The organism is Tsuneonella sp. HG249, assembly GCF_053819205.1.
In genome coordinates this window covers 2,261,265-2,286,708 of record NZ_JBSOQY010000001.1, presented here as the reverse complement: position 1 = coordinate 2,286,708, position 25,444 = coordinate 2,261,265, and the positions used below count along the sequence as shown (strand labels likewise).

Annotated in this window: 29 protein-coding genes and 1 riboswitch; of the genes, 16 read left to right on the top strand and 13 right to left on the bottom strand. The window is 65.2% G+C overall.

What is annotated here, in order from left to right; genetic code table 11:
• Positions 1–39: 39 nt before the first annotated feature.
• A complete protein-coding gene (locus ACWPM1_RS11475) occupies positions 40–876 on the top strand; it encodes a MipA/OmpV family protein (protein ID WP_455694964.1) in 837 nt (278 codons plus the stop codon).
• Between the two features lie 19 nt (positions 877–895).
• On the opposite strand, the gene ACWPM1_RS11470 is transcribed toward ACWPM1_RS11475, so the two are convergent.
• Together ACWPM1_RS11470 and ACWPM1_RS11465 are read right to left on the bottom strand one after the other, a co-directional pair.
• Positions 896–3,343, bottom strand: a complete 2,448-nt coding sequence (locus ACWPM1_RS11470) for a hypothetical protein (RefSeq protein WP_455694963.1) — start codon at positions 3,341–3,343, stop codon at positions 896–898.
• Positions 3,344–3,628: 285 nt separating this feature from the next.
• Positions 3,629–4,315 (bottom strand): DUF6445 family protein, encoded by a 687-nt coding sequence (locus ACWPM1_RS11465; protein ID WP_455694962.1) that lies wholly within the window; start codon positions 4,313–4,315, stop codon positions 3,629–3,631.
• 113 nt (positions 4,316–4,428) lie between these two features.
• On the opposite strand from ACWPM1_RS11465, the gene ACWPM1_RS11460 reads away from it, so the two are divergent.
• Positions 4,429–6,234 (top strand): flavin-containing monooxygenase, encoded by a 1,806-nt coding sequence (locus ACWPM1_RS11460; protein ID WP_455694961.1) that lies wholly within the window; start codon positions 4,429–4,431, stop codon positions 6,232–6,234.
• A 1-nt stretch (position 6,235) separates the two neighbouring features.
• Here ACWPM1_RS11460 and ACWPM1_RS11455 read toward each other — a convergent pair whose 3' ends face one another.
• Positions 6,236–7,699 carry an Nramp family divalent metal transporter gene (locus ACWPM1_RS11455; RefSeq protein WP_455694960.1) on the bottom strand — a complete coding sequence of 488 codons (1,464 nt, stop codon included), beginning with the start codon at positions 7,697–7,699 and terminating at the stop codon, positions 6,236–6,238.
• A gap of 77 nt (positions 7,700–7,776) precedes the next feature.
• Positions 7,777–9,327, bottom strand: coding sequence for a flavin-containing monooxygenase (locus ACWPM1_RS11450; protein ID WP_455694959.1), 1,551 nt, complete (start codon positions 9,325–9,327; stop codon positions 7,777–7,779).
• 105 nt (positions 9,328–9,432) lie between these two features.
• Positions 9,433–9,540, top strand: a riboswitch (TPP riboswitch).
• A gap of 29 nt (positions 9,541–9,569) precedes the next feature.
• Between ACWPM1_RS11450 and thiC the strand changes: the two genes are divergently transcribed.
• Both thiC and ACWPM1_RS11440 read left to right on the top strand, forming a co-directional pair.
• On the top strand, positions 9,570–11,426 hold the full coding sequence (gene thiC / locus ACWPM1_RS11445; RefSeq protein WP_455694958.1) for a phosphomethylpyrimidine synthase ThiC: 1,857 nt from the start codon (positions 9,570–9,572) through the stop codon (positions 11,424–11,426).
• A gap of 729 nt (positions 11,427–12,155) precedes the next feature.
• The gene (locus tag ACWPM1_RS11440; protein ID WP_455694957.1) at positions 12,156–13,082 is read left to right on the top strand and encodes a hypothetical protein; all 927 of its coding nucleotides are present in this window, start codon (positions 12,156–12,158) and stop codon (positions 13,080–13,082) included.
• Positions 13,083–13,326: 244 nt separating this feature from the next.
• Here the strand turns inward: ACWPM1_RS11440 and ACWPM1_RS11435 are convergent, their stop codons facing one another.
• A complete protein-coding gene (locus tag ACWPM1_RS11435) occupies positions 13,327–13,689 on the bottom strand; it encodes an Mpo1-like protein (RefSeq protein ID WP_455694956.1) in 363 nt (120 codons plus the stop codon).
• A 103-nt stretch (positions 13,690–13,792) separates the two neighbouring features.
• On the opposite strand from ACWPM1_RS11435, the gene ACWPM1_RS11430 reads away from it, so the two are divergent.
• Positions 13,793–14,041: a hypothetical protein gene (locus tag ACWPM1_RS11430; protein WP_455694955.1), complete on the top strand. Its 249-nt coding sequence runs from the start codon at positions 13,793–13,795 to the stop codon at positions 14,039–14,041.
• 14 nt (positions 14,042–14,055) lie between these two features.
• Here the strand turns inward: ACWPM1_RS11430 and ACWPM1_RS11425 are convergent, their stop codons facing one another.
• On the bottom strand, positions 14,056–14,943 hold the full coding sequence (locus ACWPM1_RS11425; RefSeq protein ID WP_455694954.1) for a DUF6929 family protein: 888 nt from the start codon (positions 14,941–14,943) through the stop codon (positions 14,056–14,058).
• A gap of 171 nt (positions 14,944–15,114) precedes the next feature.
• Between ACWPM1_RS11425 and ACWPM1_RS11420 the strand changes: the two genes are divergently transcribed.
• The 6 genes from ACWPM1_RS11420 to ACWPM1_RS11395 all read left to right on the top strand — a co-directional run bounded on the left by ACWPM1_RS11420 (position 15,115) and on the right by ACWPM1_RS11395 (position 17,811).
• Positions 15,115–15,702: a fasciclin domain-containing protein gene (locus ACWPM1_RS11420; RefSeq protein WP_455694953.1), complete on the top strand. Its 588-nt coding sequence runs from the start codon at positions 15,115–15,117 to the stop codon at positions 15,700–15,702.
• A 71-nt stretch (positions 15,703–15,773) separates the two neighbouring features.
• Positions 15,774–16,370: an SOS response-associated peptidase gene (locus ACWPM1_RS11415; protein ID WP_455694952.1), complete on the top strand. Its 597-nt coding sequence runs from the start codon at positions 15,774–15,776 to the stop codon at positions 16,368–16,370.
• Positions 16,371–16,611: 241 nt separating this feature from the next.
• Positions 16,612–16,821, top strand: a complete 210-nt coding sequence (locus ACWPM1_RS11410; protein WP_455694951.1) for a cold-shock protein — start codon at positions 16,612–16,614, stop codon at positions 16,819–16,821.
• Positions 16,822–16,897: 76 nt separating this feature from the next.
• Complete coding sequence (locus ACWPM1_RS11405) at positions 16,898–17,164, top strand: hypothetical protein (protein ID WP_455694950.1); 267 nt, start codon at positions 16,898–16,900, stop codon at positions 17,162–17,164.
• Positions 17,165–17,239: 75 nt separating this feature from the next.
• The gene (locus ACWPM1_RS11400; protein ID WP_455694949.1) at positions 17,240–17,479 is read left to right on the top strand and encodes a hypothetical protein; all 240 of its coding nucleotides are present in this window, start codon (positions 17,240–17,242) and stop codon (positions 17,477–17,479) included.
• A 5-nt stretch (positions 17,480–17,484) separates the two neighbouring features.
• The gene (locus tag ACWPM1_RS11395; RefSeq protein ID WP_455694948.1) at positions 17,485–17,811 is read left to right on the top strand and encodes a hypothetical protein; all 327 of its coding nucleotides are present in this window, start codon (positions 17,485–17,487) and stop codon (positions 17,809–17,811) included.
• Between the two features lie 52 nt (positions 17,812–17,863).
• Here the strand turns inward: ACWPM1_RS11395 and ACWPM1_RS11390 are convergent, their stop codons facing one another.
• Positions 17,864–18,487 (bottom strand): OmpA family protein, encoded by a 624-nt coding sequence (locus tag ACWPM1_RS11390; protein ID WP_455694947.1) that lies wholly within the window; start codon positions 18,485–18,487, stop codon positions 17,864–17,866.
• A 252-nt stretch (positions 18,488–18,739) separates the two neighbouring features.
• Here ACWPM1_RS11390 and ACWPM1_RS11385 point away from each other — a divergent pair, with 252 nt between their 5' ends.
• Positions 18,740–19,315 carry a DUF4142 domain-containing protein gene (locus ACWPM1_RS11385; RefSeq protein WP_455694946.1) on the top strand — a complete coding sequence of 192 codons (576 nt, stop codon included), beginning with the start codon at positions 18,740–18,742 and terminating at the stop codon, positions 19,313–19,315.
• Between the two features lie 48 nt (positions 19,316–19,363).
• Here the strand turns inward: ACWPM1_RS11385 and ACWPM1_RS11380 are convergent, their stop codons facing one another.
• From ACWPM1_RS11380 to ACWPM1_RS11370, 3 genes are all read right to left on the bottom strand, one after another.
• Positions 19,364–19,735, bottom strand: coding sequence for a hypothetical protein (locus ACWPM1_RS11380; RefSeq protein ID WP_455694945.1), 372 nt, complete (start codon positions 19,733–19,735; stop codon positions 19,364–19,366).
• A gap of 18 nt (positions 19,736–19,753) precedes the next feature.
• On the bottom strand, positions 19,754–19,939 hold the full coding sequence (locus ACWPM1_RS11375) for a hypothetical protein (RefSeq protein ID WP_455694944.1): 186 nt from the start codon (positions 19,937–19,939) through the stop codon (positions 19,754–19,756).
• 67 nt (positions 19,940–20,006) lie between these two features.
• On the bottom strand, positions 20,007–20,243 hold the full coding sequence (locus ACWPM1_RS11370; protein ID WP_455694943.1) for a hypothetical protein: 237 nt from the start codon (positions 20,241–20,243) through the stop codon (positions 20,007–20,009).
• A 129-nt stretch (positions 20,244–20,372) separates the two neighbouring features.
• On the opposite strand from ACWPM1_RS11370, the gene ACWPM1_RS11365 reads away from it, so the two are divergent.
• Positions 20,373–21,002 (top strand): dioxygenase family protein, encoded by a 630-nt coding sequence (locus tag ACWPM1_RS11365; protein WP_455694942.1) that lies wholly within the window; start codon positions 20,373–20,375, stop codon positions 21,000–21,002.
• On the opposite strand, the gene ACWPM1_RS11360 is transcribed toward ACWPM1_RS11365, so the two are convergent.
• Positions 20,999–21,463, bottom strand: coding sequence for a hypothetical protein (locus tag ACWPM1_RS11360; protein ID WP_455694941.1), 465 nt, complete (start codon positions 21,461–21,463; stop codon positions 20,999–21,001). The genes ACWPM1_RS11365 and ACWPM1_RS11360 overlap by 4 nt on opposite strands.
• Here ACWPM1_RS11360 and ACWPM1_RS11355 point away from each other — a divergent pair.
• Entirely contained in the window at positions 21,456–22,076 is a 621-nt protein-coding gene (locus ACWPM1_RS11355) for a COG3650 family protein (RefSeq protein WP_455694940.1), read from the top strand. The two genes, ACWPM1_RS11360 and ACWPM1_RS11355, sit on opposite strands and share 8 nt — an antisense overlap.
• Before the next feature lie 6 nt (positions 22,077–22,082).
• Here the strand turns inward: ACWPM1_RS11355 and ygfZ are convergent, their stop codons facing one another.
• Positions 22,083–22,811, bottom strand: a complete 729-nt coding sequence (gene ygfZ / locus ACWPM1_RS11350) for a CAF17-like 4Fe-4S cluster assembly/insertion protein YgfZ (RefSeq protein WP_455694939.1) — start codon at positions 22,809–22,811, stop codon at positions 22,083–22,085.
• 39 nt (positions 22,812–22,850) lie between these two features.
• Here ygfZ and pyrC point away from each other — a divergent pair, with 39 nt between their 5' ends.
• Positions 22,851–23,888 (top strand): dihydroorotase, encoded by a 1,038-nt coding sequence (pyrC, locus tag ACWPM1_RS11345; protein WP_455694938.1) that lies wholly within the window; start codon positions 22,851–22,853, stop codon positions 23,886–23,888.
• On the opposite strand, the gene rarD is transcribed toward pyrC, so the two are convergent.
• Positions 23,866–24,774, bottom strand: a complete 909-nt coding sequence (gene rarD, locus ACWPM1_RS11340; protein WP_455694937.1) for an EamA family transporter RarD — start codon at positions 24,772–24,774, stop codon at positions 23,866–23,868. The genes pyrC and rarD overlap by 23 nt on opposite strands.
• 191 nt (positions 24,775–24,965) lie before the next feature.
• Between rarD and ACWPM1_RS11335 the strand changes: the two genes are divergently transcribed.
• A complete protein-coding gene (locus ACWPM1_RS11335; RefSeq protein WP_455694936.1) occupies positions 24,966–25,421 on the top strand; it encodes a glycine zipper 2TM domain-containing protein in 456 nt (151 codons plus the stop codon).
• Positions 25,422–25,444: the final 23 nt, after the last annotated feature.

The following is a 25,444-nucleotide window of genomic DNA, read 5'->3' as shown; positions in this document are numbered from 1 at the left end:
TGCTGATATCGGTTAAGCGACGAAACGAGGGTCCGGTACATGAAGAATGCAATCGTCGCAGCCGCGGCACTGCTCACGGCCACCAATGCCATCGCGCAGGACGAACAAGTCGAAACTGCCGGCCCACCGGACTCGGTTTACGACGAGGCCTGGCTCAGCATTGGCATCGGTGTCGGATACGGCCCGAGCTACGACGGGTCGGACGATTACGTGCTCTTTCCTGCGCCTATCGTCCAGGGCAAGGTTGCCGGCATCGGCATCCAGCCGCGCCCCGCCGGGCTGGCTCTCGATCTGGTGCCCTCGTCAGGTCTGGCCCTCGGTCCGGTCGCGCGGGTCAGGTCCAACAGGGCACGCCAGATCGAGGATCCAGTGGTCGCCGCCGCCGGCGAACTGGATACCGCGATCGAGGTCGGCGTGGCTGCCGGTTTCAGCGTGCCGAAGGTTTTGAATCCTTACGATTCGCTGACCTTCGGCGTTGATACGCTGTGGGATCTCGCCGGGGCGCACGAAGGCATGACCATCTCGCCGAGCGTGACTTACTTCACCCCGCTCAGCCGAGGCATGGCGGCCTCGCTGTCGTTATCGGCCGAGCGCGCCGACGGCGACTACACGAGGTACTACTACTCAGTGACGCCGGCCCAGAGCGCCGCCAGCGGCCTGCCGACGTTCACCGCCGACAGCGGCTGGACGAAGGCCGGCGCCACGCTGCTGCTCGCGGTCGACTTTGATGGCGATCTTACCAACGGCGGCCTGTCGGGCGTCGTGATTGGCGGCCACTCGCGTATGCTCGGCGACGCGAAGGACACACCGTACACGTCGATCCGTGGCAGCACGGGTCAGTGGCTTGGCGCGGTCGGAGTAGGGTATACCTTCTGACCGCGCCCAAGTCCGCTCGTCAAAACCCCACCGCCATGCCGACCCGCGCGCCGGTCGACTTCTTGGCGGTCGAGCCCGCAACACCGCCTGTAACGTAGACCTTAGGCGCGAGCCGCGCCGCGACGACGCCCGAATACCCCTGCTCCCCCCGGTAGGTCGAGGCATTGACGCTGACCGAAACGGTGCTGTCGGGCACGATGATAGTCCCTCCCAAAGCCATCGCGGCCGCGATCCCACCCGATGTGGAGCGGCTGAGATCATCGAGGCGGAACGAGAGGTCCGACACTTGGTTCGACAGGGCGGAGAATTGGCTGTCGGTAACGGCGGCAATGTATTCCATCTGCGCGCTAACGGCTTGCACCGCCTGTGCAGAGGCGGCTTGCTGACGACCGAGCGTGCCGTTCGCATCGACAGTAACTATGTCGACGGGGCCAACTTGCGCTGCGGTCGAGGCCGTGACGTCGCCAATGCGGACGGCGCTTCCGGCTCCGCCCAGCGTTACTTGATTGGCGGCAGTGCTTGTCGCTTGGTACCCAACCGTTGTCGAGTTTGCGTGATTGGCTTGAGCGGCATAACCGACCGCGGTTCCGTTGGCGCCCGCGACTTGGCTGAAAGCTCCGATACTGGTGCCGTAATTGGCGGTCGCCGCAGCCGTCGCCTCAAGGCCAACAGCCACGGTGCCATAGGCCAGAGCTTCCGATCGCTCTCCGACTGCGGTCGTCTTGTCTTCAGTCGCACGTGAGGAAGATCCCACCGCGGTCGACTTGTAGCCGAAGGCGCCGGACTGGAAACCGAAAGCATTCGACTGTTCGGCAGTCGCGGCAGCGACCACCCCGACCGCGCTCGCCTGAACGCCCGTCGCGCTCGCGTCCGGTCCGATCGCCATCGACTGCGCTGCAGTGGCTTGGGCACCTTTGCTGTCGGCATCGTCACCATCGGACCCAATAGCTATGGAGCTCGACCCCGCGGCGCTCGTTTGATGACCGAGAGCCAAGGAATAATTTCCTCCAGCCGTACTGCTGTTGCCGACCACGCTTGAATGGAAACCGCTCGCTTGGGCGGAGTTGCCGATCGCGATGCCGAAATCGTTCGTCACCGCTCCGGCAAAGGCGCCGATCGCAATCCCGCCCTGGGTCTGCGCAGCGGCTGCACGGCCGATCGCGATGCTGTTGGTCGCCGTGGCATTTGTCCCGGTTCCCAACGCTACTGTCTGAGCACCTGTCGCGGTCGCTGAAGCACCAACGGCCGTTGCATTGAAGCCAGCGCTTGTTTCGTATCCGAGAGCGGTGCCCGAGTCGGCGTTCGTGGTACGCGCACGCGTTCCAAGCGCGGTACCCGCGCCGGCTGCGAAGCTATTCATCCCGACAGCGGTTCCAACCTCACCGGCGGTGGCTTGGTAACCGACTGCTGTTGCGTTGAGCGCGTTTGCGCTGGACCTTCCACCTACCGCGGTCGATGCCTCGCCCGTGGCCGAGCTCGAAGTACCCAGAGCGGACGAGTACACCCCACCAGCTGTCGTGCTCGGGCCCACCGCGAGTGAATTCGCGCCGGTTGCGCTCGCTGAATTGCCTGCCGTCCCAACCGCGAGATAGGGCGTCCCACCTCCGGCTCCGGCGATCGCGGCATCGAGCTGTCCCTTGTTCACCGCGTCGGTGGCGGCTGTGCCCGCTGCAAGACCCGTGATCTTGCTGCCATTCATTGCGATTCCCTCTGACACGGTGACCTTGGGGGTCGTGAGCCCGAATTCATCAAGGTTGGTGGTGACCGTTGCCGAGACGGCGTAGCCCATTTGATAAAGCGATTGCAGTCCTGTGTTCACCGCGTTGGCATCGCTGGGATAAGGCGTGGTAACAGGGCCTGGGATGACGGTCGCGGTGCCTGTGAGCCTTCCGAACTGGATGGCGCCATTGCCTGCAGAGCCGTGGAACCTGCCGGAAAGCGCCGTCGCATTGTTGACCACGTTTGCCGCGTTCAGCGAGGCCAGTTCGAAGTCGTATTCGCCGCCGTCGCTGGTTTCGAAGTAAGAATCGAGGCTGATGGCTATACTATGGACTGTGCCCGTCAGGTTGGTGACCCGGGACCAGTAAGCAGGCGGGCTGGCGGGGACCGCCGAACCAGCTGCGCCGGTCGATACGACCTGGATCTTCTCGCCGGTATAACTGGCCGACACGTTCACGACCTGACCCGTGGTGCCGAAAAAATAGGAAGCATCGACGGGCCCACCGCCCGGGCCGGTCTGATTTCCGAACGGATATGAAAAATTAGCCGCGGTCTGTACGGGCAAGCCGTCGACGATGAGGTTTCCATTATAAGTGACAGAGTAGTTGTCGGTCAGGAAATCGGTCGAACCGTTGCGAACTGTCCGCGTGCGGCCGTTGTAGGTGACGTTGCGAGTGCCCACCGTCGTACAGGGCGGCACGGTGAGAACCGGATTCACCTCTTCGAAGGTGCAATCCGTATCGTTCAAAGGTGTCGTCGGAATGCTCGGAACCACGGTTTGCGCGATCGCAGGGACCGCGAAGGCACCAGCAGCGGATGCGGAAAGAACTATTGCGCGACGCGCGGACGCGATCTTGGCGAAGGCGGAATACATGATGGATTCTCCGGGCAACCGGTCGCTCGCGTCCCTCGGGGTGAAACGCGTGACCAGCAGCCGATTGAAGCGAGACCTCGGACCCCCCGATCTCCCGCGCATGATTAATCGCCAGGAAATCCTATCACGCAAGACAAATACGCGCGTGCGTCCAGAACCTTACGTCCCACGCAGGAACATGTTGATCGTTAGTCGCCCTTTCTCTGGGTCGGCCGAGAGCGCATCAGCAGCGGGAATCACGCCCGAGTGGAGCTGGCGCCCCCTATAAAGAACAAGTCGATCGGGCACGGCCTCGACCTCGTCGAGCATCTCGTAGCGATCGCTGTTTCCGTAGTGGTACCGAGCCCGAGGCATGCCGAATTCCCGCTCGTCCTCCGCCAGGGCCGCGTTGTAGGCAGGCTCGCGCGCTTCGGTGATGGTTTCATAGCCGGTTCGGCGATGGCGGTAGAAGGCGGTCCCGCCGCTCTCCGGCCCCTGCAGGTAGTGCATCACCGCGATGAGTTCGCCGCTGGAATGATCGTAGTGAGGGATCCGCTGGAGCGGCGCGAGATCGCTCTCCGGCAGCGTCACCAGCGAGAAAGTGGAAACCTCGCAGCGAATGCCGCGGGTGAACCCGAACACCCGTTGCATGGCGCCGAACATCAGGTCGCGGCGGAGGTCGAGATAGCCGGGCTCGGCCCACGCGCGGATACCCGGATACGAGGCTCCGCCGGGCCGATAATCTGCTGAACGGCCCGCGGCGAGCAGCTCGTCGACCTGTCCGCTGAACCCATCGATGACCACGATCGGCTCGCCCTCGCGGCCGATCCGGCGCACCGACACCTTGGCTTCGGGGAGCTTCGTCACGCCGGGCAGCGTCGCGTCGGGGCGAGGCGAAGTCAATCGCGCGGACTTGCGCCGAGCCGGACGTTGTCGCATTTACGCCATACCGCTGCTTCGAGGACGCGAAAGAACGCACGATGGATATGCCTACGGCAACGACGGTTATCGACAAGGAAGCCCTGCGCGCGAAATACGCTGCAGAACGGGAGAAGCGCCTGCGGGCGGAGGGCGCGGCGCAGTACCGGCGGCTCGAAAGCGAGTTCGCCGACCTCGCCACCGATCCTTACCTCCCGGTCAAACCGCGCGAGCCACTGCACGATCACGTCACCTTCGCGTTCATCGGCGGCGGGTTCGCGGGGCTGGTCGTCGGTGCGCGGCTCAAGCAGGCCGGCATCGATGACGTTCGCATAATCGACAAGGCGGGCGACTTTGGCGGGACCTGGTACTGGAATCGCTACCCGGGCGCGCAGTGCGATACGGCGAGCATGATCTACCTCCCGCTGCTCGAGGAAACCGGTCACATGCCGAGCGAGAAGTACGCGCATGCCCCGGAAATCCGCGAGCACTGTGCCCGGATCGGGCGGCAGTTCGGGCTCAACGACGATGCGCTGTTCCACACCCAGGTGACCAGTGTGGTCTGGGAGGAGGACGGCAAGGCCTGGCGGATCGAAACCGATCGCGGCGATGCCTTCACCGCGAAATACGTCGGCATGGGCACTGGGCCGCTGCATGTGGCCAAGCTGCCCGGCCTCCCGGGGATAGAGGAGTTCAAAGGCAAGAGCTTTCACACCAGCCGGTGGGACTACGCCTACACCGGCGGCGATCCCTCCGGCGCGCCGATGACCAAGCTTTCCGACAAGCGCGTGGCCATCATCGGCACGGGCGCTACCGCGGTGCAGGCCGTGCCGCACCTCGCGCGCGCGGCAAAGGAATTGCTGGTGTTCCAGCGCACCCCCTCGTCGGTCGACGAGCGCAACAACGGACCGATCGATCCCGCGTGGTTCGCCGACGTCTCGGGGCCCGGGTGGCAGAAGCGTTGGCACGAGAATTTCGTCGCCAATCTCGGCAACGGCTTTCCGGCGGAAGACTTGGTGCAGGACGGGTGGACCGACCTCGGCAAGCGCATACGCGCGCAGATCGTCGCATTGCCGCCCGAGCAGCGTACGCCGGCGGGCGTAATGGCCGCGTTCGAGGATGCCGATAACGAGAAGATGGAGGAAATCCGCCAGCGCGCCGAACGCGTGGTGAAGGACCCGGAGGCAGGGCAGAAGCTCAAGGCCTGGTACCGGCAGCTATGCAAGCGACCGTGTTTCCACGACGAGTATCTCGAGGCGTTCAACCAGCCGGGCACGCGACTGATCGATACCGAGGGGCAGGGCGTCGAGCGGATTACCGAGCGCGGCGTGGTCGCGAACGGCGTCGAGTACGAGGTGGACTGCATCGTCTATGCCTCGGGGTTCGAGGTCGGCAGCGAGTATTCCTCGCGCGCCGGGTTCGAGACGGTGGGACGCGGCGGGCGCAAACTGTCGGAGCATTGGGGCGAGGGCATGCGCACGCTGCACGGCTTGCACATGCACGGTTTCCCCAACGTGTTCATGGTCCAGCCGACGCAGGCGGCGAATTTCATCGCCAATGTGCCCCACAACATCGTCGATCATGCCGACACCATTGCGGCGGTGGTGGGCGAGGCCGAGCGGCGCGGCGCGGAGACCGTCGAGCCGACGGCCGAAGCCGAACAAGCGTGGATCGACCTGCTGCTGACCGGGCCGGGCCAGCGACTCGGCAGCACGGAATGCACGCCCGGGTACTACAACAACGAGGGACAGGGTTTCGGCGATCAGGCCCGGTTCGCCGTGGGGCACCCTGCCGGAGCGCAGGGCTATTTCAATCATATCGACACGTGGCGGAAGTCCGGCGAGTTCGCGGGACTGGAGTTCCGCTAGATCAGATCGAGCTAAGCCACAGCGTTACGAAGCCGCCGTAGAACACCGCCGTTACCACCAGCGCTGCGCGACGCCATAGCGGCGGGCGCAGCTCGGGCGGGAGCATCGTGGTGTTGACGTAGAGGATGTGTAGCGAGGCGAGGACCATCACCACCCCACCGACGTTGGCGCTCAATTGCAGCAGCACGATCGGCTGCGCGAGGCCGAGCGCGACCAGCCCCCAGGCGACGAATAACGCGAGGACGCTGTAGTAGAGCAGCCTCACGTCGCCCCTGGTCCACCGGCGGACGCGGGTGCTGCCAGTCCACAGGATGTCGGTCACCGCGCGCACCGTCCCTTCGAGGATGTCGAGCTGCGCCTTGAACAGCAGCCACGCGCCCATGAACGCGATGCTGAACGCCATCCAGGTCCCCGGTCCCATCGCGTCCGCCAACCTGGCCGCGATGCCCGGGCCGCGAATGTCCTCGCCCGCGGGGATTACCGCGGTGTAGAGGATCGCCGGCAGCGCCATGCCGAGGATCGCGCCGATGAAGAACACGCCGTACTGGTCGGCGCGAACGATCCGCCACCAGCCGCGCCAGCGCGCCATGCTGGCCGCGTCGGGCGCGAACACGCTCCCCCGGTGCGCCAGCGGCACGGTATTGCCGGCGACGGCGGTGGGAATGAAGCCCACCACCGCGCCCATGCCGAAGCCTTTGTCGCGCGCCCAGTTGCTGAGCGTCAGGTTGCCGACCCCGCCGACGCCCGAATAGGCGGCGAACGCTCCGAGCAGGAACCAGTCGGCGCCCGGCGGCAGGAACAGGAACTGCCCCTGATCCCAATTCCATCCGGCAAAGCCCGTCGCGGTCGCCACCCACCGGTCGGCGGGCGCGATGATGATGCACAACACAAGCAGCCCGATGAGGATCGTCGCCACCAGGACCCAGTTGAGCAGCTCGAGCGTCCGTTCGATCCGCCGGCCGACCAGCAGGATCAGCACGCAGGCCGCGAATATCCCCGCGCCGATCGTGTGCACCAGCCCCGCTTGCGCCTCGCCCGGCAGGCTGCCCATCGCCATGTAGACGATCGCCCCCGCCGCCGCCCCCGCCCACGCCGGCCACCCGGCCTGCAGCAGGTAGAGCGCCGCGTAGACGAGCGCCCAAAACCGCGCATGCGGGCGGGTGCGCATGAACCCGATCACCGCCGGCTCGCCGGTGTAGAGCGTGTAGCGCACCAGTTCGGTGTTGAAGATTGTCTGCAGCAGGATCGCCACCCCGGCGACCCACAGCAGCGAGGTACCGTACTTCACGAGCACCGCGGGGCCGAGCAGCCACTCGCCGCTGCCGAGCGCGCTGCCGAGCAGGATCACGCCCGGGCCGATCACCCCGAACATCTTGAGGCCCTGGGTGGGCGGCGCGGCCGGCAAGTCGGCACGGCCCCAAGGCTCGAGCCCGGTGCGGTCTTCGCGTGCGCTAGCCCCCGTCATCGGCATCCCCCCGGTGCCGCAACCCGGGGCGGACTATTCGCTACGCCGCGCGCAAAGTCCAGCGGGGGGGTGGGGTTTCAGCCCGCAACGGCTTCCAGTCCGCCCTCGGCGGGTTGGGCGGAGGTGTAGACGAATTCCGGGCCGTCGAGGTCGATCGCGGGGATTTCCTCGCGCTCGCGCCAGTAGTCCTGGTTGTGGCGCCATTCGGACTTGTCGCCGCGCCTCGGCAGGCGGTCGAGGCCGCGCATGAGGTAGCCAGGGTTGAAGTTGTCGGCCTCGATCCAGGGGAGCAGAGCCATCCCCCGGTCCTCCTCGCGCAAGGTCACCTCGACCCGTGTGGCGCGCCTTTCATCCATCTTTTTCAACAGGTTGCAGACGAAATCGCCCATCATGTCGACCCGCAACGTCCAGCTCGCGCGGAAGTAGCCCATCACCCACGCGAGGTTGGGCACGCCGGTGAACATCATCCCACGATAAGTGACGGTTTTGTGCCAATCGACCGGGCGCTCGTCGACGTAAAACGGGATCTCACCCATCACCGAAAGCTGGAATCCGGTGGCCGCGACGATCAGGTCGGCCTCGATCACCTCGCCCGAGGCGGTTAGCACGCCCGTGTCGATGAAGCGCTCGATAGTGTCTGTTACAACGCTCAACTTCCCTGAAACAGCCGCTTTGAACACATCGCCTTCGGGGCAGAACGCCAATCGCTGCTGCCAAACGCGGTATTTCGGAGTGAAATGGGGCTCGAATTCAAACTCCGGGTTGCCCGAGAATTGCCGGATGAGCGCTTTCAGCTCCTCGAACACCGCTTCCGGCTCTTCCTGGGAGCGTTTGGTGAGCAGGTCCTGGTCGTGCATGATCTGCTGGCGGACGACGCGGTGGATGGTCGGCTCGTCGATCCCCACCTGGCGCAGGCGGTCGGCCAGCTCGTTCCTGTTCTCCGAGCAGAAGAAGTAGGTCGGCGAGCGCTGCAGCATCGTCACGTGCGCGGCCTTTTCGGCAAAGGCGGGCACGATCGTCGCCGCCGTCGCGCCCGAGCCGATGACCACGATGCGCTTGCCGGTATAGTCGTATCCCGGATCCCATTGCTGGGCGTGGACGAAATCTCCCTTGAAGTCGGCGAGGCCGCGCTCGCGCCATTCGGGCGGGACGTAAGGCGTCTGGTGATCGTAGTAGCCCTGGCACATCCACAGGAAGCGGCAGGTGAAGGCCTGCACGGCGCCGTCGGCCAGCCGCTCGGCCTCGACCGTCCACAGGTCGGTCGCGCGCGAGAAGCTGCAGCGCACGATGCGGTGGCTGTAGTGGATATGCTCGCCGATGCCGTTCTCTTCGATCACGTCGCCCATGTACTTGAGGATTTCCTCGGCGCTGGCGATCGGCGCGCCGACCCACGGCTTGAAGCGGTAGCCGAAGGTGTAGAGATCGCTGTCGGAGCGGACGCCCGGGTACTTGTGCGTCTCCCAGGTGCCTCCGAACGTGTCCTTCATCTCGAGGATGAGATAGCTCTTGCCCGGGCACTGGTCCTGCAGGTGATAGGCCGAGCCGATGCCTGATATCCCCGCGCCGACGATCAGCACATCGACATGAGTGGCGGCGGCGGGCGGGGCCACGGGCTTCATCGCGTTCATTGTCGGCATCTCCTCAGGATCGAAGATACCACATGCCCGCGCCACATCCTTGACCGGAATCAATTCGCGCCGGCTGGACCCCTGCGGGCGAAGCGCCTAGTGTCGCGGCCATCCCCGGGGAGCGCGCGTGCGCTGAGAGGTGGGCTTCGCGCCCCACGACCCGTCGAACCTGAACCCGTTAGCACGGGCGGAGGGAGGGTCGGTATCGCGCCCCCAGTCCGCCTTCGAGAGGACCCGCGCACATGGCCGACATCAATTCGAAGCTCGAGATAGGCGTCACAACCGGCCCGATCCGCGGCAGCCGCAAGGTCCACGTGGGGCCGCTGGGCGTGGCGATGCGCGAGATCGATCTCGAGCCCTCGAGCGGCGAGCCGCCGGTGCGGGTGTACGACACCAGCGGCCCCTACACCGATCCCGCCGCGCAGATCGACATCCAAGCGGGCCTGCCGATGATCCGGCGGGACTGGCAGCTCGCCCGCGGCGACGTCGAGGAATACGCCCCGCGCGAGGTGCGGCCGGAGGACAACGGCCAGCTCGGCCCCGACCGCTCGGGCGGTGTGCCCCCGTTCCCGACCGCGCTGCGCCGGCCCTTGCGCGCCAAGGCGGGCGGCAACATCAGCCAGATGCACTACGCCCGCCGCGGGATCATCACGCCCGAGATGGAATACGTCGCCGAGCGCGAGAACCTCGGCCGCGCGCAAATCGCGCACGAGCGTGACGGCGAGGATTTCGGCGCGGAGATCCCCGACTACGTCACCCCTGAATTCGTCCGCAGCGAGGTCGCCCGCGGCCGCGCGATCATCCCCTCCAACGTCAATCACCCCGAGTGCGAGCCGATGGCGATCGGCCGCAACTTCCTGGTCAAGATCAACGCCAACATCGGCAACTCGGCGGTCGCCAGCGATGTCGCGAGCGAAGTCGACAAGATGGTCTGGTCGATCCGCTGGGGCGCCGACACCGTGATGGACCTCAGCACCGGGCGCAACATCCACGACACCCGCGAATGGATCATCCGCAACAGCCCCGTTCCGATCGGCACCGTGCCGATTTACCAGGCATTGGAAAAGGTCGGCGGCGTGGCCGAAGACCTCACCTGGGAGATCTTCCGCGATACCCTGATCGAGCAGGCCGAGCAGGGCGTCGACTACTTCACCATCCACGCCGGGGTGCGCCTGCCCTATATCCCGATGACCGCCAAGCGCGTCACCGGCATCGTCAGCCGCGGCGGCTCGATCATGGCCAAGTGGTGCCTCGCGCATCACAAGGAGTCGTTCCTCTACGAACGGTTCGACGAGATCACCGAGATCATGAAAGCCTACGACATCGCCTATTCGCTGGGCGACGGCCTGCGACCCGGCTCCATCGCCGACGCCAATGACGAGGCGCAGTTCGCCGAGCTCTACACCCTGGGCGAGTTGACCAAGCGCGCCTGGGCGCAGGACGTGCAGGTGATGATCGAAGGGCCCGGCCACGTGCCGATGCACAAGATCAAGGCCAACATGGACAAGCAGCTGGAGGCCTGCGGCGAGGCGCCGTTCTACACCCTCGGGCCGCTGGTGACCGACATCGCGCCCGGCTACGACCACATCACCAGCGGCATCGGCGCGGCGATGATCGGCTGGTTCGGCACGGCGATGCTCTGCTACGTCACCCCCAAGGAGCACCTCGGCCTGCCCGACCGCGACGACGTCAAGACCGGCGTGGTCACCTACAAGCTCGCCGCCCACGCCGCCGATCTGGCGAAGGGCCACCCCGCCGCCAAGGTCCGTGACGACGCGCTGAGCCGCGCGCGCTTCGAATTCCGCTGGCGCGACCAGTTCAACCTCAGCCTCGACCCCGACACCGCCGAGCAATACCACGACCAGACCCTCCCCGCCGAAGGCGCCAAGACCGCGCACTTCTGCTCGATGTGCGGCCCCAAGTTCTGCTCGATGAAGATCACCCAGGAAGTCCGCGAGTTCGCGGCGAAGCAGAACGCCGGGGTGGAGACGTTCGTGGCGGCGGATGAGGCGGAGGCCGGGATGGCGGAGATGAGCCGGGTTTATAATGAGGGCGGGCGGGAGCTATATATCGGTGCTGGCGGGCGCCAGCACGACTAGCTTAAGAGCCGACCGCGTCTTAGCGAGCGTTTATGTCGATCGACGGATTCCTCGGATGCTTGGCCCTGTTGGTGGCCTTGTACACGATCGCTCCTCCGGTCGCTAAGCTACGCTTTAGACTGTTAGGATGGAAGATATGGCTGCCGTCGATCCTGTTGATCGGATCAATCTTTTATTTGCTTCTATTTAAATACGTCGGACTCCGCTGCCATAGCAGTTATTGCGCTTGGCTAGATTTGGACAAAGAGTCTAGTTCTCCTAATGACATAGCGTTTCTAGTGGCAGTGACTTGGCTTGGTATTCTTGCCATTGGTTATCGCACGAAGAAGTTCTCAATTCGCGATTACGCCACGTTCCGTAACCTCGTTGAACAACTTCTTTCGGATCGCCGATACGGCGAGCTTGTCGAGCTTGTCGAGCCTCACATTGAGAACTTGGCCAAGCGGGCTTCTCGCTCCCACTGGCTTCAACTTACTCTTGATAGGGTTCGTGTCCACGGAACCGAAAAGGCGGCTTGGATCGACTTACTCGCAGGTGCCGAGAAAAGTGAGGTCGAATTATCGCTGCATACGCTTATGGAAACAGGTCCAGTCTTTGGCCCTTTATGCTCTAAAACCAATCGCCTCAATTTTTCCGTCAGAGGATGGCGCAGAAAGTCATGCGCGGCTCGTCATTCGTCGCATACTGACTCACGAGAGTTTCGTACGGTTCATTTCTCAAGAGCGTCCGATGTTCGCCCTTAGCTTAATGACGGCGGATCGAGTGGATTACTACGAGTTTTCAGATCGTTCATTAACTTACATGATCGAAGCCCCAGGGGGCCCGCTTCGACAAGAAATCTGGGACAACGATAACCTAGATCGCCATTTCTATGTGATCGACCAAGAAAATTACATAATCAATTTTCTTTTCAAGGATGCTAGAGTCGCCGAGAAACTCGAGGTTTACCGCCCTATCGGCGAGTTCGCGATTTACTGCGTTGATGAAGATGAAACTTATCAGCGTTTCTTAAATTCAAAGCCACGCGATATCGACAAAGCAAAGAAGAACGACAGCCTTTTTCTGTCGTGCCACTTCTTCGACATCATGGTTAGATCTGCCGTTCGAGATAAGATCGAGTGGCATATGTGGTTGTATTACATGAACTTGATATTGTCGAGGGTCGTGAAGAACATCGACATTAACGCGTCGGGATATGACCGCGAGTCTGAGTTTCCAAACTACGCTCACTTCATAATATATACGATTATTCGCAACTTACGGGAGTGGATTCAGCTTTTTGAGTACGTTGAAAACGACCATGTTGCCGCGCGGATCAAAACTGTAAGGGCGCAGCATGAGAATGCCAGTATTGTTAAATCGGCTATCTTGTCGATTGGAATATGCTTGAAAGAGTTGCTCCGATCAGAAGATGTAACCAACGAGTTCATTGCCTACATCTTGGAGGTGATCCTCCGGGCCTTGCGAGCGGCGCAGCAGCACGCAAATGGAAGCCGCGTGGCTCAGGCCCTCTCAAACTCCATACTAGAAGGTGGCCCAATGGGCCTCGAAAAAGGTGATGGTCATAGGCTATTGATTTGCTTCTGTGAGATGGACCACATCGTTCAATCAGAACATCGCGAACTGAAAGGTGAATTGGAACGACGGTTCACCTAAACCGACTGCTATCAATTGCCGCGATAGGTAGCTGCTTCCTTCCATCTCTTGGCCGCGGTGCTGGCAGTCCGATCTTTGGTATCAATGCGCTGCCCCATGTATTCACCGGAGGCGGTCCAGACGGATTTTGACACTTGGTGAACGTCAATCAGAATGACCTCACCCCAAACAGTGACACGTTGCTTCGGCATAGTGATGATTGCCCCCCTAGGCATTGCTGATGTCGCATTGGTGTTTGTCTAAGCTAGTAGCTCGAAGCATTTTCGCCCACCCCCGCAGCCCGCAACTCCGCCCCCAGCCGCCCGGTCAGCCACAGCCACCACATGCGGAAGTCGGCGGCGAGGCTCCATAGGGGGTAGGTGAAGGTCGCGGGGCGGTTCTTCTCGACCGTGAAGTGCGCGAGCCACGCAAAGAAGTAGCCCGCCACCGGCATCGCCAGCAGCCACCACCAGCGGCCGGTCACCACCGCAAACGCGGCGATCCCCACCACCAGGCTCGTCCCCACGTAGTGCAGCGCGCGGGTGAGCGGGCGCGCGTGCTCGCGCAGGTAGAACGGCCAGAACTCGGCGAAGGTGGCGTAGCGGGCGGCGTCGGCGGGCTCGGTCATGGCTCCGCGATGCTGCCCCGATCGGGGATGCGGCGCAAGCTCGCGCGGCGGGCCGATCGGTGGTATCGGAGTCGCCCCAGCGTTGCCTGCAAGGAGACACGAAATGGCGACCAGGAAATGGGTTCTCGGGCTCACTGCATTTGCCGCCGCCGCGCCGGCCGCCGCGATGCAGGACACGCGCCCCGCAACCGCCCCGGCCGGATCCGCCGATACCCGCTATTGCATGCGGATCGAGGCCGTCACCGGCACCCGCGTCGAGCGCGTCCGCTGCTGGACCCGCGAACGCTGGGCCGAGCAGGGCGTCGACGTCGACCGCGACTGGGCCGACGAGGGCGTCCGCACCATCGGCTGACCGCCGGGCCGCGCTCACCGCGGCCTTTCGTAGAGCCCCGCATAGAGCCCGGAGGCCTGCGACGGATCGTCGGCATCGGTCACGCACAGCAGGTGCAGGCCGCCTTCGGTGGCGCGGGCGGCGATGCCCTCCACCTTGATCGGCGGGTCGAGCGGCTGGACGCCCAGCAGGTTGAACTGCCCGTCGAGCTCCACGATCGCCGCGCCCATCAGCGCGCCGTCGGCGTAGCTGTCGGCGGTCGCCTCGGCGACGGCGGAGAGCAGGATGTGCCCGTTGTCCAGCCGGCAAGCGTCGGTCACGGTGAGCGGCACGCCGGACAGCACCGGCAGCGCCAGTTCTGCGCGGAGCCTGGCGGTGGCCGGCCTGCCGTTCAGCACCACCGCCAGCGGCACCTCCACCACATGCGACGCCGGGGACCGCATGTTGCCGCGGTTGAACATCAGCAGCCGGTCGCCTTCGACCACCGCGCCCTCGAGATTGACCTCCGGCACCACCGGGGCGAGGGCGGTGAACAGCGGTGCGAGGTCGATCAGTCGCACGCTCGGCGCCTCGCCCGAGACGGGCAGATCGATGATCGCGCCGCGCATCCGCCTTGGCCTCGAACCCGAACCCATTGCCAGAAGCCGATCTCGTCCCGCGCAGGGTAGCGCCACTAGTACCTCGAAATCCGGCTTCACCTTCTTGCGCGCCGCCGCGTCTCGGGGAAGGTCGCCCTCGATCAGGCCGACAAGCCTGCCGGGCGCATCGTCCTCGAGCGAGAACACCGCGAGATCGTGCGCGTCGTCGGCCACCACGCCGAGGCGGCGGCCCTTCACGACCAGCCCGCTGGCGGCCGACACGAACGCGTGCCCTGACGAGAGCGGCCTTTCCAGGGTCAGGTCGCGGATCCGGGTCAGTCGCATGCGCCGGCTCTAGCGAAGCGCCTGGCGCGAGGCGAACCCGATTGCCGCGCACCGGCCACTTTTTCGCCGCTTCCATGCATCCGCCGGCGCAGTGGCTGCGTATCTCCGCCCGGTCGCGCGGGCTCGCCGCGCTTCCGCACGTCATTATTCGACAAGCGAAGGACGCAAACCATGAGAACACTGACCATCGCGCTCGCCTCGGCCGGGGCGCTTGCCCTTGCCGCGTGCAGCGAAGCACCCGAAGAGACGACCGCCGCCCCCACCGACGAAGCGGCCATGGCCGACGGGATGGCTAACGAGACCGCCGCCGCCGGCACGATCGTCGAAGTCGCGCAGGGCAATCCCGACTTCTCGACGCTGGTCGCCGCGGTTACCGCGGCCGGGCTGGGCGAGACGCTGTCGGGCCCCGGTCCCTACACCGTGTTCGCGCCGACCAATGCGGCGTTCGAGAAGGTCCCCCAAGCTGCGCGCGATACGCTGATGAGCCCCGCCGGCAAGGAGGACCTCACCGGCATCCTCACCTACCACGTGGTCGAGGGCGAGACGCTGGCCGCCGCGCTGACCGAGGCGATCGGCGCCGCCGGCGCGGCGGGCGCGAAGCTCACCACCGTCAACGGCGCGGTGCTGACCGCCAAGGCCGACGGCGGCAAGGTTACCCTGACCGACGCCGCGGGCAACGTCGCCACCGTGACGCAGACCGACATCGACGCCTCGAACGGTGTGGTGCACGTCATCGATACGGTGTTGATGCCCAAGTAACCAAGGGCGGGGCGGGCTCCATAGCGGGGCTCGCCCTTTGCCCGGCGCCTCGTCCGCACTATCATGGGGCGATGTGCAACCTCTACCGCATGACCAGGTCCGCCGCCGAAGTCGCGCGGCTGTTCGAAGGCATCGTGGTCGGCGGCAGCAACGCGCCGGAGGAGATCTACCCCGGCTATCCCGGGCTGGTGTTCGCTCGCGGCGAAGTCCGCTCTATGGTCTGGGGCTTCCCCTTCAAGCCGCGCGACGCCAGGCCCGGATCGAAGCCGCGCCCGGTCAACAACGCGCGCGCCGACAAGCTCGACAGCTTCATGTGGCGCTACTCGTTCCAGGAGCGCCGCTGCCTCATCCCGGTGACCGCGTTCGCCGAGGCCGAAGGCGAGAAGGGCGCCAAGACGCGCACCTGGTTCACCCTGCCGGGCGAGGAGCTGTTCGCCGTCGCCGGCATCTGGCGCGACACCCCCGAATGGGGACCGGCCTACTCGATGGTCATGACCGAGGCGTGCCTCAACGTCGCCGACGTCCACGACCGCATGCCGGTGATCCTCAGGCGCAGCGACTGGGACGACTGGCTCGACGGCGCGCCCGACGCCGCGGGGCTGCTGTGCCGGCCTTATCCCGACCTCATGGCGGTGGAGCGCACCGCCCAGCGCTGGAACGGCCGCTAGCCGTCGCGAGCTCTTGATATGGCCGGGAAAATACGCCCGATTAGGTAAATCGGGGTACCCGTGCTATATAAGCCTCGCTGACGTCGAATTTTGCGACGGACTTCGGCTTTTGACGACCGCCATTCTGCCTGACGGCATGGGGCGCAAATTAGACGACGACTTCCTTTCAATTGAGACCCGACGCACGACCGGCCCGGCATTTCCGCCCGGCGGCATTACCGTTTCTTGAAAGGAAACACCCATGGCCAAAGTAGGCACCGTAAAGTTCTTTAACGACGACAAGGGCTACGGCTTCATCCAGCCCGACGACGGCTCGGCCGACAGCTTCGTCCACATCTCGGCCGTCCAGGCAGCGGGCATGCAGACGCTGAGCAAAGACCAGCGCGTCAACTTCGATGTCGAAGCCGGCCGCAATGGCAAGGAAAGCGCCGTCAACCTGTCGGCCGCCTAAGCATACCTCCGGGCGCGGCGCCTGTGTGCGCTGCGCCCGGAATGCCGTCTACCCGAGTCCCTTGCCGGAGCGCCCCATGAGCCAGACCTTCGATTTTTACGACGCCCGCGCCAAGGAAGCTTCCGCCGAGGCCGAAGTGGCCGTGCTCGACAACGTGCGCGAACGCGCGCTTCGCTCTGCCAAGACCTGGCGTGCGCTGGCCGATCAGGCCCGCCGCGTGGTGGTTGATCGCGAAAAGGCGGAGGTGTTTCGCCTCGCCCGCCGCGAAGCCGAGGCCGAACAGGCCGAAGCCACCCGCCTGGCGCGCCACGAAGCCGCCGAGGCACAAGTCCTCGCCCAGTAGGGCGGAACGCGCGTCAGGCGGAAGGCGCCGCCGGCACAAGTTCTCGACCAGCCGCTTGAGCTCGCCGGCAGTGGCGTGCCCGACGACTTTCCCGTGATAGCCGATCCCTGCCAGGCCTTCCGCCCCGGAACGCCGCCGCTCGCCGGTCATTCCTCTCTCGAGGAGACTGCAATGGCGGAGAAGAAAGGCAGGGGCAGCGCGACCGCTCAACGCGCCAACGCCAAGGCTGGCAAGGAAGGCAAGAGCAACCCGCGCAAGAGCAGCGCCGCCCAGTCCGAGCTCGGCAAGAAGGGCGCGCGGGCGAAGAAGGGCTAGCCGCCGTGGCGCACGAAAGCCGCGTCGTGGCGAACCTCTCGCCCGGCGATCGCCATTCGTTCGACGGCATTCCGTTCCGCCACCGGTCGGGCAATCTCGACCGGATTTGCCCTTTGTGCGCCGGGCACGGCCAGTGGAACAACGAGTTCGATCTAGCCAGCCAGCGTTCGAAGCGGACGATATGCCCCACCTGCGATGGCCGCGGGTGGATCGAGACCGGCAGCGACATGGTCCACAGCGACGATATCGTGCTTTCCGAAAGCGGCTATCCCGACTGGATCGTGCGTCTCGACCCGCCCGGAGAGCACGAACAAGACACCACACCGGGCTAGGCCCCCGTGGGCCCGCGCCGGTATCAGCCAGCGCGAGCCCTGGATCGATTTCTTACCGCGCGGTCACGGTAATCTCGACGCGGCGGTTGGCCTCGGTCGCGGCATTGCCGGTTTCGCCCATCGCGCTGGCGGCGGCGATCTGGTTCTCGCCCGCGCCCGCCTTGATCAGCGCGTTGCGCACCGCTTGGGTGCGGGTTTCCGACAGTTCCTGGTTGGCGGCGGCGTCGCCCGCCGGGTCGGCGTAGCCGCGCAGCGATACGCGCGCCGTCGGGCGTGCCTTCAGCGCGGCAGCGACCTCGGCGATCTGGCCTTGCGCTTCGTTGCGGATCAACGACGAGCCACTGGCGAAGTTCACCTGGTCGAGCGCGAAGGCACGGCCGACCGGCTCGTTGCCGCCGAGGTAGCTGGTGAACGCCGCACTGTTCCAAGCGGACGGTTCGCCCGTGGCGGCGGTTCCGGCAGCGGTGCCGGCGGGCGTCACGGTCGTAGTGTCTCCGGTGATTACGGTCTCGGTGCCGGCTTCGCCGCGATCGTCGTCGCAGCTGCGAAGCGCCAGCAGCAGGAGCAGCAGAGCGAGAGCCCCGATGATCCACGGCAACCAGCGGCGCATCCCGCCGCCGGCGGCATCAGCCGCGCGGTCGTGCCGATCGTGATCGTTACCATTGTTGACAGCCATATCAGTCCCCTTCTTCAGTGTGAGCCGAACGCAGCGGTGCGTTCTACCGGCGGCAACGTGGGGACGTGCCGGGGGTGTCCCGGATTAACATTTGGCAATCCTGTCGGCGGCCCCGACCTCGGCTTCCATTCGGATGGTCCAACCTATGTTAAGTCGATGCAAAGGAACGAGAATTTTGGTCGTTTGCGCGGAACTCAGGCGATTCCTGTCGGTTGCGAGTGCACCTTTAATGCGCACGAGGATCCTGCGATCATGAAAACCACTCTCCTCTTCACCGCCGCCGCCACGCTCGCGCTCGGCGCCTGCTCGGGCTCGGGCACCGGCACCGAAACCGGCGAGGCGGGCGAAGCCGGCACGAGCCTCACTGAATCCGGGGCGGGCAATGCCGCCGCAGCGAGCGCCGAAGCCGCCGCTCCGGCTGATGCACAGCGCTTTGTCGATGCCATCGCCGCGAGCGACATGTTCGAGATCGAATCCGGCAAGCTTGCGCAGCAGAGCGCCAAGAGCCAGGAAGTAAAAGACTTCGCCGCGATGCTGGTGAAGGATCACACCAAGTCGAGCGCCGATCTCAAGGCAGCGGCGGGCAGCCAGAACCTCACGGTCAACCCCCAGATGACGGCCCGCCAGCGCAGCGATCTCGATGCGCTCAAGTCGGCAGGCGACAACTTCGATCGGACCTTCAAGCAGCAGCAGGTCGCCGCGCATACCGCCGCGCTGTCGCTGCTGCAGGGCCACGCCGAGCGCGGCGAGGGGACGCTGAAGGACTTTGCCGCCAAGACGGCCCCGGTCGTCGAGGGACACCTTAAGGAGGCGCGCACTCTTCCCTGATGCGCCTCCCCGGAGCCGGCCTGGCGCCGGCTCCGGTCCCGTTGCGGGCTAGGGCCAATCCGCGGCGATCAGCCGGACTTCAAGGTTGCGTTCGACCGGCTCCCAGCCGCGCGTGGCGATGACGTCGTTGCTTTCCTTGGCCTCGCGGCCGGGCGCGAGCGACCATGTGATGTGGTAGCGGCTGCCGTCCCACCGCGCCGGCGATCCGCCGATGGCGACCACTAGTGCCTCGACCCCAGCACCGTCGTCGGCATGGCCGATGACCGACGCACTGGGCGCGTCCGGCAGCGGAGGCGCCTCGTCGGCACGGCCATGCGTGACGTGGTCGGCGACGATTTCCGAGTACCTCGGCGGGAACCGTTCGAGCAGCTTGGTCCGGTCACCGTCCGCGATCCGCCAGCCGACTATCCGTTCCGCCATCGATCGGGGCCGACCGGCCTAGTCGCCCTTGTCGCCTTGGTTGCGCGGCTTCTTCGTATTCGAATGGCGCTGGGCGTCGCGGCTCAAGGAGCGAGACTGGTCGACAGTCTCGCCGAAGGTGCCGTCGTCGTTGCGGCGCACGTATCGCTTGTCGCCCTTGTTGGGCTCGATGAGCTCGCGCTCGCCGCTGGTCTTGGTTGCCATCACGACCTCCTGTGCTGTTGGCATAGGGTCAACACCGCGCGAGTCGCCATGTTCCGGAAGGCCTTGCCTAGAGGCCGGATAGATCGCTTTCGCCGGTTCCGCCGCCGCCCTTGCCGCCGCTCTGGCCACCCTCGAAGTCACCGCCCTTGCCCGTCCTGTCCTTGCCTGTGTGCGGGTTGGGATAGGGGCCGCCGCCGCTGTCCCCGCCGCCGCCCTTGCCGGCGGTCTCGGCGGTCCCCGGTCGGGCCGGCGGATGATCGTCCTTATCTTCTGGCATGGCCTGCGTGCGTGTGCTCTCGCTCATGGGGATCTCCATTGGTCCTGCCCCCAAGAAGCGTCCGCAGGGGGCCGGCGTTCCCGATCGCCCCCTTTGACTCCTGCCGGCCACTGCGGGTAATCTGACCGCGGTCGCGTTCCTCGGGGGGAGGGCAGCGTGACAATTGAGACATTGCGAATGGGCCGCCGGGCATTTGCAGCCGGCACGATCGGTGTGCTCGCAAGCGGAAGCGTCTTCGGCCAGGCGCTGAGGCTTACCGAAGAATCGATGGTCGGGCCGTTCTATCCGGTCATCCAGCCGATGGACGCCGACGCGGACCTGACGCGCGTCGCAGGGCGGAGCAAACGCGCCAAAGGGCAGATAATCGAAGTTACCGGCCGGGTGCTCAACCGCCTAGGCCAGCCAATCGAAGGCGCGCGGCTTGAGCTGTGGCAGGCCAATGCGGCAGGCCGATACGATCATGCGAACGATCCTGCCACGGCGCCACTTGACCCGGATTTCCAGGGCTACGCCAGCCTCGTCACGGGCGCGGACGGAACCTGGAAGATCACCACGGTCAAGCCGGCAGCATACGGCTCCCCCATCGGGATGCGCACGCCGCACATCCACTTCGATATTCGCGGGAGGGCGCATCGGCTGCCGGCGCAAATGTACTTCGCCGACGAAGCGAAAACGAACGTCGACGACATGTTGTTCAAGCAGCTTGGCGATGGCGCGCCGACCTCGATTGCCGCGCTGGTCGCCGACAACCGGTATCACTGGGACGTGGTCCTGATGGACGGCTAGAGCGAAGCGAGCTCCGCGGACACGTCGATGATCCGCGGATTCACCGGCTCTTCGCGAGGCATTTCCTCCGGGGGGCGGGCGGGCTCTTGGTCGATGCCCGGCTCGGCGCTGGCGACCTCAGTCGTCCACTCGCCGCTCGGTTCCGGCCATGCCGGGGGTGGGGGCGGCTCGTAAGCCACTTCGCTCCACCCGAAGCGTTGCTGGGAGTAAAGGCCTCGGTCGGCGAGTTCGGCAACTTCGATCCGTCCTTCGGGCGTGTTCATCGCGTAGTGCTCGGGCGGCGCTTCGCGCGGCAGGCCGTCGTCCGACGGATCGAAGGCGAAATCGGTTCGAGGTAGCATCTCGGAGCCGATGCCTGCCCGCTGGATGGGCTGGGTGTTGATCGTGGCGCCACCGACAGCCCCGGCAATCGAGACGAGTGCACACGCACCCAGAAAGGTGGGTTTGACCCGCATGGCCATTGCCTTCGGAACTATTGAACTGGTTGCCTTTGCAACGCTCGAGGCCGATGCCGCGTTCCTCGAAACCGGAACCGCCGACTGTCGGGAGCGTCCAAACGATATGAATATCTCCATACTGGCGGCGGCTGCCGCGCTGCTTTTTGGCCTTGCAGCGTGCGGGAGCGAACAGGCCGTCGAAAGCGATCCGGCGCAGGCTGGTTCGTCAGCCCCCTCGGAACAGGGCGCCTCGCCGGGACCGCAGAAATTGGAGGAAGAGGAAGCCGGTTACGAGACGGCATTCGCCGGCATCGCCCCCGACGAGACCGTGAAATTCGTCGGCACCGAGCCCTTCTGGGGCGGCCAGGTTAAAGGCACGGCGCTCACGTATTCGCATCCCGACAACCCAGATGGCACCGACTTCGCGGTATCCCGATTCGCGGGCCGGGGCGGGGTGTCCTGGACGGGCATCTACGAAGGCGCGCGTTTCGTGCTGGCGGTCACTCCGGGCGAATGCTCCGACGGGATGAGCGACCGGACTTATCCCTTCGTTGCGACCCTCGAAGTTACGGGCGAACAGCGGAGCGGCTGCGCGTGGACCGAGCGCAATTCGTTCAGCGGGCCGGCCAACCCCTGAAGCGGGTCATTCGGCCAATTGCATCCAGTGGGGAAGGGCTGCCGGGGGAATAGCCTCGACCCTGAGATGGTCGACCGCGAACCCGAGCTTGGGATACGCCGCCCGCCGGCGCGCCTCGTCGGACTCACCGATTGGTACCACGACGAGGCGGCGGTTGACCTTCTGGCGCCAGTTCATCCGAGCGGTGTTCTCCTGGCCGACATAGCACCCCTTGCTGAAGCTCACGCCGTTTAGCTCGGCTGCATTCGTTTCGAGCCAGAGCACGTCGCCGAGTTCCACCCGGCCCTCGGGGACGCCCAGCAACAAGCGGTGGGCGCGCCAGGCATCGTCGGCCGCCTCATCTGCTGCGGAGGCGGGGGCAATCCATCGTTCGCCCAAGTCCGCGAGCCGCGGATCGTCCGCCCCGCCGTCGCCGGGCAGCGACTTCCAGTGCACCGCGACAGAGTCATCCCGGGCGATGGCGAGCTTGCGGCGGAGGCGGTAAAGGGAGAGCCGCTTGACCAGATCGTCGGCGACGGCTGATTCGCAATCGAGCAGCAGTTCGCCCGGTACGCCGGGCCACACGATCACGTCGAACAGTGCCTTGCCCTGCGCGCTCAACAGTCCGGCGTAGACGGGCAAGGGCCCCATCACATCGTTCGTCAGCAGGCCTTGCAAAAATTGACCGGCGTCCTCGCAGTCGGTCTCGGGTGTGACGCGGACGACGGTGCGATCGAAGAGACGAGTTCCGGGCATGGGTGACAGATAGGAGCGGCGGCGCGTAAGGGAACCCGCATGGCCGAATCCCTCACCGTCAGGCGCCCCGACGACTGGCATGTCCACTTGCGCGACGGCGATATGCTGGCAGGCGTGGTGGCATACACGGCCCGCCAGTTCGCGCGGGCGATCGTGATGCCGAACCTCGTTCCGCCGGTTATCACCGCCGCCGACGCAAGCGCCTATCGGGAAAGGATCCGTGCGGCCCTTCCAGCCGGATCGTCGTTCGAACCGTTGATGACCGCCTATCTCACCGACGAGACCCGCGCAGCGGACCTGGCAATGGGCAAGGCGCAGGGGGTCCTGACGGCGGCGAAGCTGTATCCGGCCAACGCCACGACGAATTCCGCCCACGGCGTGACCGACATGGGCAAGCTCGCCCCAGTCTTCGCGGCCATGGAGAAGGGCGGCCTGGTGTTGTGCGTGCACGGCGAGGTGACCGACCCGGACGTCGATGTTTTCGACCGCGAGGCAGTTTTCATCGATCGCCACCTCGTTCGGCTGGTGCGCGAATTTCCCGGCCTGAAGGTGGTGTTCGAACATATCACGACCAGCGAAGGCGTTGCGTTCGTCGAGAGTGCGGGCCCAAATGTGGCCGGGACGATTACCCCGCAGCACCTGCACTTCAACCGCAATGCCATGCTTGTAGGCGGGATCAGACCCCACGCCTATTGCCTGCCGGTCGCCAAGCGGGAGAAGCATCGCGTGGCGCTGCGCAAGGCGGCAACCTCGGGCAGCGGCAAGTTCTTCCTGGGCACCGACAGCGCGCCGCATTCGCGCGAGGCCAAGGAAAGCGCGTGCGGCTGTGCGGGCATTTTCAACGCCCCCTTCGCGCTCGAAAGCTATCTCCAGGTATTCGAGGAAGAGGGCGCACTGGATCGCTTCGAGACTTTTGCCTCGCTGGCGGGGCCGGCGTTCTACGGACTGCCGGAGAACGAGGAATGGATTTCGCTCGAGCGGATCGAGCGGGTCGTGCCGGATACCCTCGACGCGAACGGCGCGGCGGTGGTGCCGTTCCATGCCGGTGAGAGCCTCAACTGGCGACTGGAGCCTTGACCCCGCGCGCCTGAGACCAGAGGTCCCACACGAAGATCGCGATCGCGATCCAGATTGCGATGAAGGCCCAGAGCTCCGCCCCATGCAACGGCTTGTCGAACACCGTCAGCCCGAGAACGAAGACGATCGTCGGCGAGAGAAACTGGATGAAGCCGAGGGTGGAATAGTCCATTCGCCGCGCGGCCACTGCGAACAGCCATAGCGGGATCGCGGTCAGCGCCCCGCCGAGCACGATCAGCACGCTCATCCCGAGTTCGCCGCCGAACGACGAGCCCGCCGGCGTCGCGCCGTACCAACCAGCAACAGCAAGCGCCGGCGCGAGCAGGAGCAGAGTTTCGACCGCCAAGCCCGGCAAGGCCCCCACCGGCACGCGCTTGCGAAGGAGACCATAGGTGCCAAAACTGAAGGCCAGTGTGAGGCTGATCCACAGGGTGGTCAGCGCGCCCGCCAGCAGGCTGGCGATTCCGACGGTGGCGATGGCGACCGCCAGCCATTGCCGCCGGCTCAGCCTCTCTCCCAGCAATGCAGTGCCAAGCAGTACGTTCACTAATGGGTTGATGTAGTAACCCAAGCTCGCCGCATAGATTTCGCCTGCCTGGATCGCCCAGATATAGATCAGCCAGTTGGCGCCCACAAGCATGGCGCTGATCGCCAGCCAGCCCAGCACGCGCGGATTGCGCAGGGCGGCGAGGATTTCCGGCCATTGCCGGCGAAGGGCAGCGATGACGAAACACAACGGGACCGTCCAGATGATCCGCCAGGCGACAAACTCCACGGCCGGAACCGTGCGAACGAGAATCAGGTAAAGCGGCAGGAAGCCCCAGATCAGGTAAGCTCCCAGCGCCGCCGGCAGGCCCGAGGCAGGTTCGATGGCCGGTTCGTTCATCTTCGCGGCCGGCCTAGGTCGGGCTCCGGTCAGCGGCAAGGCCCGAAAAGCTGGGAATTTCTCCAGCGAAACGGGAAATTCGCAATCTGACGGCTCCGTTGCGTTTCGTTCAGCAACATCCTTGTATTTATGAACGTGACAGCAGGGGTGCCACTCAGCCTCTCGGTCGCGAGAGTAAGAAGGAATTCCTGATGAAGACCCATATGTTTAAGAGCGCCGCGCTCGCCCTGGCCATTCCCGGCCTAGCGTTCGCCGCGCCGGTCGCCGCCGCCCCCACGTCTCACAGCGCTGCTTATGACAACGGCGCCGTATGGAGCGGTGCAAAGGCCGAGCACGGCCGCAAGCACCGTCGCGATTACCAGCGCTACAACGATGAGCGCTATTATAACAATTACGGCTCCAATCAGGCGTATTATGGCGATCCGGTCCACGCGAACACCCGCGTCTGGCAGGGCGACGACGGCCGCTACTATTGCCGCCGCTCGAACGGCACCACCGGATTGGTCATCGGGGCCGCCGGCGGTGCGCTACTCGGGCGCGAGATTGCCGGCCGCTATGGTGATCGCACGCTGGGTGCGATTCTCGGCGCGGCGGGCGGTGCCCTTCTCGGCCGTTCGATCGACCGCAGCAGCACCCGGTGTCGCTAAGGTAGCCAACCAGCTTCGCGGCC